Origin of the sequence: Carboxylicivirga caseinilyticus, from assembly GCF_050589785.1 — a bacterium.
Taxonomy (GTDB): Bacteria; Bacteroidota; Bacteroidia; order Bacteroidales; family Marinilabiliaceae; genus Carboxylicivirga; species Carboxylicivirga caseinilyticus.
Genome location: NZ_JBNGOX010000009.1, coordinates 38,409 through 52,583, shown reverse-complemented (window position 1 = coordinate 52,583; position 14,175 = coordinate 38,409). Strand labels below are relative to the sequence as shown.

The 14,175-nt window shown below is 36.2% G+C and carries 9 protein-coding genes; all 9 read right to left on the bottom strand.

Annotated elements, in window-relative coordinates:
- Positions 1-2 precede the first annotated feature (2 nt).
- A complete protein-coding gene (locus ACRD62_RS06735; protein WP_430819370.1) occupies positions 3-1,211 on the bottom strand; it encodes a chorismate transformation FkbO/Hyg5 family protein in 1,209 nt (402 codons plus the stop codon).
- Positions 1,212-1,225: 14 nt separating this feature from the next.
- Positions 1,226-2,680, bottom strand: coding sequence for a TolB family protein (locus ACRD62_RS06730; RefSeq protein WP_430819369.1), 1,455 nt, complete (start codon positions 2,678-2,680; stop codon positions 1,226-1,228).
- A 12-nt stretch (positions 2,681-2,692) separates the two neighbouring features.
- Positions 2,693-4,447, bottom strand: coding sequence for a DUF6057 family protein (locus tag ACRD62_RS06725; RefSeq protein ID WP_430819368.1), 1,755 nt, complete (start codon positions 4,445-4,447; stop codon positions 2,693-2,695).
- A gap of 14 nt (positions 4,448-4,461) precedes the next feature.
- Positions 4,462-5,916, bottom strand: a complete 1,455-nt coding sequence (locus ACRD62_RS06720) for a TolB family protein (protein ID WP_430819367.1) — start codon at positions 5,914-5,916, stop codon at positions 4,462-4,464.
- On the bottom strand, positions 5,913-7,661 hold the full coding sequence (locus tag ACRD62_RS06715) for a DUF6057 family protein (RefSeq protein WP_430819366.1): 1,749 nt from the start codon (positions 7,659-7,661) through the stop codon (positions 5,913-5,915). The genes ACRD62_RS06720 and ACRD62_RS06715 overlap by 4 nt, the downstream gene beginning before the upstream one ends.
- Positions 7,662-7,711: 50 nt before the next feature.
- Positions 7,712-8,296, bottom strand: coding sequence for a DUF4369 domain-containing protein (locus ACRD62_RS06710; RefSeq protein WP_430819365.1), 585 nt, complete (start codon positions 8,294-8,296; stop codon positions 7,712-7,714).
- A gap of 80 nt (positions 8,297-8,376) precedes the next feature.
- Positions 8,377-9,213, bottom strand: coding sequence for a hypothetical protein (locus ACRD62_RS06705; RefSeq protein ID WP_430819364.1), 837 nt, complete (start codon positions 9,211-9,213; stop codon positions 8,377-8,379).
- Between the two features lie 24 nt (positions 9,214-9,237).
- The gene (locus tag ACRD62_RS06700; protein WP_430819363.1) at positions 9,238-10,947 is read right to left on the bottom strand and encodes a RagB/SusD family nutrient uptake outer membrane protein; all 1,710 of its coding nucleotides are present in this window, start codon (positions 10,945-10,947) and stop codon (positions 9,238-9,240) included.
- A 12-nt stretch (positions 10,948-10,959) separates the two neighbouring features.
- Entirely contained in the window at positions 10,960-14,085 is a 3,126-nt protein-coding gene (locus ACRD62_RS06695) for a SusC/RagA family TonB-linked outer membrane protein (RefSeq protein ID WP_430819361.1), read from the bottom strand.
- Positions 14,086-14,175: the final 90 nt, after the last annotated feature.

Below are 14,175 nucleotides of genomic sequence, written 5' to 3'. Positions count from 1 at the left end.
ATTTAGCGGCAATTCGAACAGGCTGTTTGTGTTATAAAAGTATCTATTGCTTGATTATCTCCAATATTATATTGCATTTCAGCTTCAATTTCAACTAAAAGGTTATCGCGACAGATATCAGCCTGAACAAAATTTAGAGGAGTGTTCGGAAGTTCTTTTGTACAAATCGACATGACTGATTCAAAGTCTTCTGTCCTTTTAATGTAAATTCTGGCATATGAGAAATTCAATGAATACTCATCAAGGTTTTTGGTCGTCTGTTTTGCAGCCAGTTTTAAATTATGAATCAGTTCCAGAGTTGTTTGTGTTTGCTCATTTGCATTGTTTAAACCGATTGTATATTGACCTTTTATGGATGCAGTACCTGATATAAACAAGGTATTATTATCAGTAACTAGTTTAGCTCTTTCGAACTGAGGTGCCTGTTTCACTGTTGATCCTTCAGCTAATTCACCTACCAGTACATCTTGGCGGTAATGATAAGCATTTAGTTGTTCAGGATTATTAACTGAGTAAACAGAGTTTTCATGAGCAGGCTGAATGGCACAAATATCTATTGATACACCTCCTGCTGCAATTCCAATGCCGGTTGCAGCCGGATATCCTTCAATGGTTCGATACTGGTTATAATAATGTTTACGAACCTCGTTAAAAAGCTGGTAATGTTGCTGTTCTTTTTCGTTTCGTAATTCAAAATTCAATATTTCCGGAATGTAATTCCATTGTCTGACTACTTTATTCAATGTAAAGCCTTCTTTAGAAAGAAGCGTAATCATTTCTTCAAAAGCATGCCTGGCCGATGAACTTATATCATCTGTTTTTAAGGTAAGTCCGATTCCTGAAGCCCAAAGTTCTTTGGTGCCATTATATTCAATTAAGGAATAAGGGGTGCTGTGAAAGCTATTATAAGTGATTTTTACCCGTTCATCATTGATGACCCCAACCTCCAGTGTGACTTTATCATTTCCGGGGGCTTGTGTTAGTATTGTATATGCCGGACATTTATCAGAAAATAATGAACGAATTTCGTGTGTAAAGTTTGTAAATGCTTCTTCCCAATTTTCAGCACCCACAAAAATACTGATCTTAAAAATACTGCCCGGTTTAAATTCTTTAAGTTGTTCAATACAACTTTTCCACTGGCTCTTTAATTCACCCGTAGTAATTGGCACTATTATTTTATAATCTCTTTGAATCACTTTCCCAAACATTTATTATTTCTTTCCTATTGTCTAATCCCAACTTGTTTCTTCTCACCTTCCAGTTTCTTCTCCAGCTCCGGAATGTCAATATTAACCTTTTCTGTTATAAACTCCGGTATATTATATGAAAATAAAAGATCGTCGTAATGACTGATATTTTGCTGAGGCAGAAGAAATGGTTTTCCAACTTTACCTTCGTTATCAATGTGAGCGATGAAGGGGCGTGTATACAATCCGTCTAATCGCCGGCTACTGAAAACAAACCATTTACTGTTTGTCGACCAGGAGTGATAGCTTTCTGTATCGTCGCTATTTACCTCATTGATTGATCTTACCTGATTGGTTTCAGTATTGAGTAAATAAAGGTCAGCTTCTTTATGCCAGATTGAAAAATTACCATAATCAACCAATGTAAACATTAGGTATTTTCCATCAGGTGATGGTCGGGGGAATGTTACGCTCTTACCAATGTCTGCTGCCCTAAATAAGGTGTCTACCTTATTTGAAAAGGTACCACTTTCGGGATCAAAACCAATGCTGCATAAATTGTAATGAACTTTGGTATATTCCATGGGCATCACTTCCATTTTAGCCGAACAGAAGTAGAGAGTCTTACCATCCGGTGAAAATGAAGGGAAGGTTTCAAAAACAGAATCAGACATTAGTGCCTCGCATTTAATAATTTCATTTTTGTTGATATCGTAAACAATCACATCTGATGCATTATCAAAAACTTCTACTCGCTTGTTATTTGATGAATGAAAAACCTGGTGCGTATCATTTAATGTATAGGCAATATAGTTGCCTGACGGATGCCAGTATGGATATACAAACTTCGACAGCGTACTGTCGGTTTTTGTTTTCAGCACTTCCATTTTATTATTTGTAAGTAAAACAGTTCCACCCAGCTTGCCTCTGATATGCATACTCATATCTTTGGCTGATCCTTGTTTGAAAGAATGGCAGTTTACGCAACTTCCCTGAACCAGTGTGTTTTCATAAATAGCATCTTGCTCAAAATCCTGCAGCGATCGCTGATAAATTCCCATTTTACTGTAAACTTCATAACCGGGAGCGATTAAACGGTATGCCAGATAATCATCAACAGCATCTTCACAAACATGAATATAAAAGGGCTGATAGGCATACCAGGCATTGTTTTTTTGCACTGATACTGTTATTCTGATGCTGTCACCTTTTGAAGAATTCAGGAGTTCTTTCCATGAGTCGACAGGAATGTCAGCAAATTCGTTTTGTTGAATATGCAAAGATTCACTTTTACTCTCAAGAACTACGTCGATTTTTGAATATTCATCATTCACCTTAAAATTTAAAGGTGCTATATTAAATGGAATGGTAACCCCATTATAATCCGGATATAGATCAGGAGCTGATGAATATGTTTCTTTTACTTTGATGGTTTCATTACATGCATTCAATAAAACCATTGCTGATATGAGGATGAACAGATTTTTCATTTTTTCAGTATTTTAATTTCTGAACTGCAAATAATACCAATAGGTTTTTCCATAGTCTTTCTTTAATACTTCGGAGGCATTCGGAAGATTCATCTTAGAAAGAAATGCATTGGCACTCTGTATCTTTTCATTTGAGATAAAGGAAGGCATCGACTTTGGGGCTTTCTGTGATGTCATTTTCCAACTGTAAATAAAGGCTTCCTGAAAGCTTATAGGCATTTGTTTATAACCAATGGTTTGAGCCAGTGAAAGGTATTGCATAAAATGATTCAAGTCTTTGTTGAGAAGGCAATAAGCCATCAGATATTCATAGGCAGTCCTGTTCTTATTATTTGCCGTAAATAGTTGCCCTAACATCATGTCTTTTTCTCCTTCGCTAAAGAAAAAGTCATTTTGAATTTTATGAGTCATTAACCAACCATATTCAGGATGTTGCAGTAAGATTTCCTGATCATCAATTACTTTACTTAAAGCAGTAGCCCATTTACTGTAAAACAAAGTTTTCTGTAATATCTTCAGATACTTCAGCGTCAATGCGCGGTTTCCGTTGATAAGGTTCGTCTCAGCCAGTCGTTTCATCGTACGTGCACTCTTTTGATAAAGCGGCAATGCCTCCATCGCTTCGAAGGTGTATCGCTGAGCCGTGTTTATAAAACCAAGTTGGTAATAGATTTCACCTGTTACCATAGGTATAGTAAAATCTTTTTTGAAATCGGGCAACAGACCTCCTGTTCCATTTTGGTAGTACTCGAACATATGTTCGGCCAGCATGCCTTTTTTTGCCAAAGCAAGATTCAGACAAGAAACAGATAAAGGACTGGATGGAGATTTTTTATCAGCCATTGCAATGACCTTATCCCATTGACGCATACGAGTATGAAAATCATAAGCCATTACTTCTTCCTTATCAAAAACGGATGAAGTTTTAATGGTAACAAAACCAGCAATAATAATAACCACGTACAGAACTGTTATCGCCCATTTAAAATGAAATCTTATTATCATTAATGATTTAATGAAGAATGGAAGCAGAACACTAAGCAAAAAGACGCCACCTGCATAAAACGGGAATGTATTGGGGAAACTGTAAAAGTTAACACCTATCCACATTTTAATTATTGGATGTTGAATTAAAATGGCTTTAGCTATAAATGGTAATGATATTGCTAAACCGACTTGTATGAAAGTAATAATGGTATTTCTGGCTGTTCTTTCCTTTCGAATAAAAAGTATTGCAAGCACTGAATAAAGCACATAAAATACAACCGCTCCTCCAGCTATCCAATAGAGTACAGGAATTGACAACACAGCAAAAATACTTTTAAGGTTCTCTGATTTTATAGTTATTCTGATGGATATAAATACCATTAGAAAAACCAGGGAAATCAATCCACCTGGCAGATAATTTTCATCACAAAGTAAAGCCCAATAAAGTATGGAAGGTATAAATGTTAAAGGAAAGTATACTGAGCTTTTCTCTGTGTTTTTTACTGTTTTCCAAGTGAGTTGTTGAATCAGAACCAACAGAAATGCAATAAATATGGCTCCGACAGAAGGATAAAAATAAAACTGAGTAAGGAAGTTGCCAATATAATCACTCATCCCACCAGGTATGTTGAGGTATGATTGAAAGTAATCACCCGTGAATAAAAATAATTGATATTGTTCCTGATAATGTAAATGATATGGATACAATAGTGTAAAAAACAGATACACAATTGTTCCGAAAGCAAAGGGTGAAATGATATGATGTGAGAATTTTTTCATACAGATTAAAAGTATTAAATTTCTTTGTCGCTGAATGGTTCTGCTTCCTGTTTCCAATAAAGTCTTTCAATATCCATGGCATCAAATGGCAAAGGTCCTAAGGATAATTCAGGAATATTATAAGATTTAAGGGTAATGTTATATAAATCGGGATTTTTTTGAGGCAAAACAAAAGGTTTGTGTGCTACACCATTTTTGTCGATGTAACAAAAATATGGTTGACCATAAATTCCGTTTTGTCGCTTACTGGCAAAAACAAACCAGCGACTATTCGATGACCAGCTGTGATAACTATCTGAATAGTCTCCATTTACCTGGTTGAGCGAATCAATTTTACCTGTTTCAAGGTTTATGAGTCTTAAATCAGCTTCACGATGCCAGATGGGAAAGGTGCCGTAATCAGCCTCGGTAAAAAGCAGGTGCTTCCCATCCGGAGATGGTTTTAAGTGGCAGGCTGAATGGTTGGTCATACGTGCATTCCATAAGGTGTCAACAGAAGTGCCAACTTCACCCTTTTCGCCATCAAAAGAAATGCTGCAAATACTGTATTTAAGTTTTTGAATGCTATCCGGTACGTCAATGGCTTTCGCTCCACAATAGTATATTTTATTCCCATCAGCAGAGAATACAGGAAACGTATCAAAATTCAACGAATCTGTCAGGAGAGGATTTGTGATGGATTGATTGGTTTCAAAATCAAGAATTGCTAAATCAGAAGCTGTATCATAAACTTCCAGTTTCTTGCTCCCTTGAGCATGAAATTCCGGAATTATGTAATTGGTTGAGAAAACTGCATATCGCCCACCAGGATGAAAACCACCATACACTGCATTAGAAAGCATTTTGTCGGTTTTAGTTTTGAGTTTACGAAGGTTACCGTTGTTGTTTAAAACAGTTCCACCATGTTTCCCTCTGATATGAAACATGGATTGCGATGGATTCTGGTTATTGTATATATGACAATTCATACAGGATCCTTCAGTAAGGTTATTATCAGCAAAAATATTCTCATCGAAGTTTTCAATACATCGTTCAGCCAATTGAATTTTGTTCCAGACTTCATATCCCGGTTCAATCAATCTATAACTGAGGTATGGATCAATTTCTTCGTCAGCAATGTACCAGTTAAATGATTTATATTGAATCCATTCATTATTCTTTTGAACACTCACAGTTACGGCAAGTTTCTTTTCATCAAGCAGCAGCTGTTTCCATTTTTTCAGATTAAAACGTATCGTATTAGTACCATTTAAAACCATTTGGTTTTGATCACCCTTAATAACTGCCTGAATTGCTGTTATGTCATCTTTTATCATGAAGTTTAAAGGTGCTATGTTCTTAGGGATGGTTACCTCAGTGTAATCAGGGTACACAGGTGGATAGACTGGCAATACCTTGTCAGTTTGAATACGCTGACGGCAACCGATTAGCAGACTAAAGGATAATATGATGAGATAGGATAGCTTCATTCCTTACTTTTTTGGGCAAAATGATAAAAGAACCAATATGTGTATCTGTATTGGTTTGATAAATTGCTTAACTGACCATTTGATTTGCTATAAGCCTCGGTGTATTCAACAAACTCTTTCATCAACGAAGAAGGTAAAAAATATTGACTTATTTCTTCTGTTGATGCCTTTTGCTGGTAAAGGATGATTAAAAGTGCCTCTCCATATAATCGGGGTAACTGACGATTGAAGGTGAAGTATTTTTCAAAATCTTCTTTAAATGACTGTAAATCTTTGTTTAATAGATGATAACATAAAAGGTAATCTATAGCAGATTGATTGTCAGGATTGGAATTTGCCAATAGTCTAAGACCAGAAAGGTTATCCTCGCCCTTGCGCAATGTATCGGCCTGAGGCAAAAAAGACTGTTTGTCAAGAAGCTCTTTGCTTATTATTTGCCGGTTGTGAATCATTCCGATTCTTTTCTGAGCCCATTGATGATGAAAAAGTGTTTTATCGAGCATACCAAGGTATCTCAAAGCGGCTTCTTTTTCACCAATAATCATATTGGTTTCTGCAAGTCGCTTAACCATACGAGAGCTTCTGTTATAGGGTGAAAATATTAGTCCCAGATGGGCAGAGTGTTGTGTCAGATTCATGTCGCCTATTTGATAATAGGCTTCGTTACTCGAAAAAATATTGAGCCAACCAGATTGTCTGCCAAGAGGTAAAAAAAGACTTTCTGCAAAAGGTTGGTAGTATTCAAGTAAATGCGCTGGTAAGGCATTGTATTTTGCAAGAGCAATATTTGTAAAGTAACTGGCAAGCTGATTTTCGAGTTTGTATTCTGCTGATAGATGCAATACTTTATTCCAATTACCAAAATAACCTTCGCAAGAAAGAGATAAAAGTTTTTCACGGTTGAAATCCGGACGGTCTTTCCAAATTACTATGATTAAGATAATCGACGAAATAATCACTGACGATCTAAGACTTAGTATTTTATCAGGCCATATTAAATTTAGGATGATGTAGATAGTAGAAAGTGCTGATGGTAAAAGATATATAAGTTTATTAAAAGGATATAGGTATGCCTCCTCAATAGTCACCAAAAAATAAGATCTTAGAATGACAGGAATAAAGATTACAAATATTAATGCCAGTATGTTAGCTATATAATGAATGGATTTTTGCCTTAAGAATTCAAAAACCTGAAATATAAAATATAAGACAATCGTTCCTCCAGAAATCAGGTAGCCAAAAAGAATAAATAAAGGAAACAGAAATTGTTTTTGCCTGGATGAAAGAATCCTTCTTGATATGATAAAGATGAGAAGTGTAAGTATTAAAGACAGAGAATGAGTTATGGTATATCCAATATGATAATGCATTAATGATTCTGTCAAAGGCAGAATAAGGATAAACCAGATTAAATTTTTTTCTGAGCTGAAGTATGGGTTAATTACTTTGTAGAATAATACCCAATTGATATAAAATATCAATGTGATTAATAAGGGGCCGGCAGTTTTTAAATAAAAGAATTGTGTGAAAAAATCACCAGCGAGAGAAGCAAGTCCTCCGGGCTTATTAAAGTAGGAAAGAAGATACTCAGGAGAGTAAATAAATAAAGTAATTTGTTCTTTAAAAAACAGGTGGTATTTAAAGGTGAGTGAGTAGAAAAGAAAAACAAACAATCCTGGTATCAGAAGTAAAGTAAATCTGATTGACTTATTAATACGGATATTTTCTGATAATGACGTTGCCACTGTATTCCCCTTTTTCTTGAAAGCTATATGATTTGCTTTCTAATGAATATCTACTCTTTTGAGAGGTTATTGCCTAATATTTTGCGTACAAATTCACCTGCAGTGTTATTTTTATTTGTTTCGATAAAAGCTTGATTAAAGTTGGAACTTAACTCTTTTAAAGAATCCAATTTTAAAGAAATTTTTTGTTTTGCTAATGAATCAGAACTTGATTTGTATTGTATCAATACTTGCCTGAACATGCTGTCAATATTGGATTTGACTTCTTTCCATTTCTGTAAAGAGTCATTTGAAACTGTTCCTTGTGCATAACTGGTAGATGCCAGGGTAACATTAAGAATTCCAGGTTCTTTAATGATTAGTATTTCTTCCAGTTGAAGACGAAGAAGAGGGCGGGTTCTTAAAATACAGACCTCTGGTTGTTCACTAGAACCTCTGAAGACAAATTTCCCCTCATGAATTAATGTAGAATCCACTGTATTTTGAGTGGCATTTTCGAAAGGAACCAAATATACATATTCGCCATCAAAATCTTGAGTAGGCAGCTTACCATTAATCTGGTAGTTTTCGTTATTTGGTTTACAAAAGGTTAGGGTTGCTACAAACAGTATTAATATCCATCTCCAATTATTCATATCCTCGTGATTTGAAGTAGCAAATTTAATTAATGAGAGGGCAATTAATGCCCTCTCTTAATCTAAAAACCGAGTTTTAATTAATCTGCAGCCCTGAAATTCCAGAACCAGGCTTCTCCCCATGCTCCTGTTCCAGCAGCATGGTAAGAAAGTGTCATGTTTGTATCGTTTAATGTTAAGATATCATAGTCATTTACATCTATGTCACCTTCATTAATGGATTTACCACAAAGCACTGTAACATTTTTAGTGTAAAGCATTCCTTGAGCCCAGATAGCACCATTACCATCAGCAGTGGTCGCATTCATATCAAAGCTAAAAGTACCTGCAGCACTTGCTCCAGTGTTATAGTTTTTAGTTAATGAAGCACCATTAGTAGAAAATACCATTGAAGCACCACTACCTTCTCCTTCTGCCTGGCCTTCTATATCATTGATATAAATTTTCCACCAGCCGGGAGCTGTGTTACCCAGGTAACCACCGTTACCAAATACTCCATCTGCATGAGTTTCATCCCAAACCCATTCTTTTTCACCAGATCCACATAAATATCCCCATGAAGGAGATACTTCGAAATATAAATCCTGAACATCAACATCAATCTCTTTGGTGATTTTTATACCATTTGGATTTAATCCAGTAAAAGAAATTGTTGAAGTACCCTCAACCACCATCAAAACAGTATCAATGCTTTTTGTTGAGGTACCAATTCCGTAATTCCAATGTGACAAAACCGGGCTGTGGTTCTCAAGAACTATTTTATTGGTATTTATTCCATTAATAACTAAAGGAGTTGCAGTAACCTCTAAATCAGCTGCTGTAATGGCTCCTCCTATGTCTTCTCTGTCTTCTATAGGATCACAAGCAATGAAACCTAATGCTATTAAAAGCAGAGAATATATTATTGATTTTTTCATTGTCATTCTTTTAATATTAGTTCATTAATTCCAACCTGTGTATTCAGCTCCTGCACCGGTTCCCCAACCTGGATTTTGTTCAAGCACTCCGTCAGATAGGCTAATCTGGTTTTCAGGAATAGGGAAGAAACCTCCTTCAGTAGCTTCATATCGGGCAGCGTATCCACCTCCAAAAGCTTTGGTTACATCAGGGTTACCTTTAAAATAACAATCAACACCTATTTGAGCTTGTAACACATCAGCAGCAATACCCCATCGACGAATATCGTTCCAACGTGTTCCTTCAAATGCTAATTCCCAGCGTCTTTCGTTTCTAAGATTTTCCAAAGAATAACTAACATCATCCAGGCCTGCTCTTTCACGTACCATGTTCATATAAGTGCTTGTTTCTGTTAACTCAGAATGCATCAGGTAAACATCAGCCAAACGAATTAGTACAAGATCTTTAACATTATCTAATTGCATATTGTCTTCTGTACCGTACATAAGAACACTGTATGATGAAGCAAGTGATCCATCTGATTTATATGCAGTAACCGGACAATATTTCTTTTGCCAGTAGTCAGTTTCCTGTACAAAGTCATTCCATCCACCTTTTGAATAGTTTGGTAATTCATTTGGAAGATCAATAATAGAAGCTTCACGACGCATATCAGTTGGTTCAGCTGCTTCCCAGTCTTCCCAAAGTGTTGGGTTCACAGGACCTGCACCCCAACCTTGTCCGAATGGGAATGTATTAGAATAAGCCTGGCCACCACGTAACCCAAAGTGTAACATATATTGGTTTGAATAACCGATAGTTGTGCTCCAGCTAGCAAAGTTTGAATATTTGATAGCAAACATTGATTCTGGATTGATATTAGCATCGTTTTCTGCAAAAGTTAATCCTTCTTCTGATGTAAGATCGTAATCTTCAACGGTGTATGAGTTTGTATATGCCCATAGCTCGCGGTAGTCACCAACTAAAGTGTGTCCACTGTTTGTAATACAATCTTCCAACCAGGTTACAACCTCAGATTTTGAAACAGTGCTTCCATCAGTAAGAGGAAGTGCAGATTCATTATAAAAACCAGTATAGAATAAATATACTCTTGCCATTAAAGCTTCTGCAGCCCATTTAGTTGCATGTCCACTTTCTACAGATGTATAAGAGTAATCTGGCATTAATTCAATTGCATTCTTTAAATCTGAAGCAATCTGAGCATATAATTCTGCAGGTTCAGCTTTTGGAAGGTTTAATGGTTCAGTGGTTACAACCAATGGTACCTGGCCAAAATAAGATGCCATCTCAAAATAGAAGAACGCTCTTAAGAAATATGCTTCTCCCATAAATTGATTACGTTGATCATCACTCTCCCAACCAGAACAGTTATCTAGTGTTTCAATAGCTGTATTGGCTCTAAAGATACCCTGGTATCTCACAGACCAATAGTTTTCCAACATACTATTGTTATAATTCATCAATAGATCCAACGCCTGCATTAACTTGTCGTTTTCACCACCACCACCAAACTGATCATCTGAGGCCAAACTAGCTGCATAAAAATAAGTATCCTGAGGATTCGCTGAAGCTGTACTCAATGTATTGTATATAGCTGTAAGCATTTGTTCTGCGTCCGTTACCGTTTCCGGGAAGTTGGACGTGTTCTTCTTTGTAAGATTCTCAGTATCCAGGAAATCTTCGCAACTTGAGAAAAATAGTGCGAGAGAAAATAAATATATTAGTTTTTTCATTGCATTAATTCATTAAAAATTAATATTAACACCTACCATATAAGTTCTTGCACTTGGATAGAATCCTAAATCAATACCAGATGCCCAACTATCTTCCACACCATATCCTACTTCAGGATCCATTCCAGAGTATTTTGTGAAAGTATATAAGTTTTGAGCTGCAAAGTATAGGCGTGCTTTTGACATTGGCATTGAAGGGATTAGTTTCTTGAAGTCGTAACCCAAAGAAATATTCTGAATCTTCAGATAATCTGCATCTTCAATATAAATGTCTGAAATCTGTTGCCAGTTTTGGTTACTACCAGCAGTTAAACGAGGTAATTTATTAGATGTACCTTCACCATGCCATCTTCCAAAAATTTCTGTTGTATAGTTTTGCTCGTACGAATCAGCAAATGAGCGATATGACTTAGCGATTTGGTGACCAAAGGCACCGTTTGTTGTTACAGAAAAGTCAAATCCTTTATAAGCAAAATTAACACTGAAACCTAAACGGAAGTCTGGATGAGGGTTACCGATGTCAGTTTTATCATTTTCATCTATTACACCATCTTCATTTGTGTCAACAAAGATCAAGTCACCTGGTTGAGGATCTGTTTGCAAGGTTGGACCTGCATTGTTTATTTGTTCCTGGTTCTGGAAAACACCTGCTGTTTTGTACCCCCAGAAATAACCCATTGCATAGCCTACCTGAGCTCTGTACATTTCAGTTGTTCCCTGACTAAGTACATTTGATTCACCATGAATAATTTGTTCTGAGTTGGCAATTTTAGTTACTTCATTTTTGTTTTTAGCAATATTGAAGTTAACTCCATATCTGAATTCACCAATATTATCATTCCAGTTTAATGCCAATTCAACTCCTCGGTTTTCAACATCACCTCCGTTAATATATGGAGCACCTGTTCCATATGAAGCAAGGATTGGAGCTCTTACTAACCAGTCTTTTGTTGATTTAATATACCAATCGAAAGCGACTCCTAAGCGAGAATTGATAAAACGGGCATCCAAACCAAGGTCTAATTGTTCAGATGTTTCCCAGGTAACATCTGGATTAGGAAGAATATCAGCATAAGCTCCTGAACTTTGAGAAGTTTTTGTATTACCAAAAGAGTATTTGGTTGTTTCGTCAAAAGCAATGGTTGCTAAATAGTTCCAGTTAGGAATGTTACAGTTACCATTTTGTCCCCAGCTAGCTCTTAATTTTAAGAAATCCAGCCACGATTCTGTACCACTCATAAATGATTCATTGGTCATTACCCATCCGGCAGATACTGAAGGGAAATATCCCCAGCGTTTACCTCTGTCAAAGTTAGCAGATCCATCAGCTCTCATCACCAAAGATAACATATAGGTTTCTTTGTAGTTGTAGTTAACACGACCAAAGAAAGATGTTATACCACCTTCTCCCCATGGAGATCCTGAAAGTGACATTAATGCAGCATCATCTCCATCAGTATTGTCAATCCATGCATGTTCAAAGTCACTAAAGGCATTGCTAACATTAGTTAAACCTAGACTTTCGCCCATTCCCCATTTTTCAACAGATTGACCAATTACAGCATCAATGGTATGCTCATTGATTCTCTTCATATATGAAAGAGTATTGTCAAGGGTCCATCTATGGCCTGCACTCATACTTTGAGAAACAGCGTCAACAGTTTTAAAATTTGTTTGAGATAGATCATATACCGGTACATATGAACGGTAACTGCTGGCGCTCATCTGATATCCAAAACGGCTACGGAAAGTCAAACCTGCGATAGGTTGAATTTCCAAATAGGCGCTGGTATTTAATGAATAATTTTTAGAAAGATTATTACCTCTGTTATAGATCATATCTGCCACAGGGTTACTTCCAAATGCCTGAAATACATTGGTCATGTTATCAGCAATGGCATCGTCAGTATTATAATAATCTCCATCGCTGCCGTAAACAGGCATTAATGGATTTGCTACCAACATATTGTGTATATCATTCCAATAGATATTACCAATACCGATACCTTTTTTCTCATTGTAGTTGTAGTTAAGTGTTTGACCTACCTTAAATACATCAAATGAACCATTATTGTATAATACATGGTCTGAGTTAAGTCGAACAGTGTATCTTTCAAAGTTAGGTTCAACAGGTGAACCGAAGATACCTTCCTGACTGGTGTATGAAAATCCCATAGAGTAGGTTGACATATCAGTACCGCCACTAATATTAATAGCATGGTTCTGAGTAGCAGCATTATCATTATAAATTTCCTTTAACCAGTTTGTTCCTTCCCAACCATTCTGGATTTTTTCATAAATACCAGACATATTTTCCCACTGGTAATCAGCAGCTTCTTCATTAAAGGTAATTTCATCGATAATGGTCATGTATTCGCTTGCATTTAATAAACTAGGCAGTTTAACAGCATTCTGGACACCATAATATCCATCATATGATACCATTACTTTACCTTTTTTACCTTTTTTAGTAGAAACAAGAATAACACCATTCGCTGCACGTGCTCCATAAATAGCAGCAGAAGCAGCATCTTTTAAAACATCAATAGATTCGATGTCAGCAGGGTTTAAGCTATTAATGTCACCTCCGGCAACTCCATCAATAACATATAAAGGAGATGCATCACCAGTAGTTCCTAAACCACGAATGTTAACTTTAAATCCTTCACCCGGCATACCAGAACTTTGCGTAATGTTAACACCTGGTGCCTGACTTTGCATAGCTCCTAATGCAGACACAGTGTTCATTTTTTGTAGATCTTCACCATCGACTGAAAGGTTGGCCCCCGTGGTCAGCTTTTTCTTCTGAACACCATAACCAATAACAACAACTTCATCCAGGTCAGTTAATTCTTCCTGAAGAACAATGTTTAAAGTAGTTTGGCTACCAATAACAATTTCCTGTGTTTTCATTCCAATAAAAGAAAACACTATTACAGATTCGTTGCCTGATACAGTTAAGGAGTAATTACCATCAATGTCAGTAATTATTCCATTACTGGTACCTTTCTCAGATACTGTTGCTCCCGGAATAGGAGCACCTTGTGTATCCGTTACTTTACCGGTTACACTTACCTGTGCATATGATGCTATACCCATACACAGGCCAATAATTAGAAATAAGACTCTTTTTTTCATATACTTAAACTTAAGTTATTTAAGGAAGTTTTAAGATTTTCTTTTTTTTACTTCATTTTAAGATTATACATTAAAAATTATACTATATGT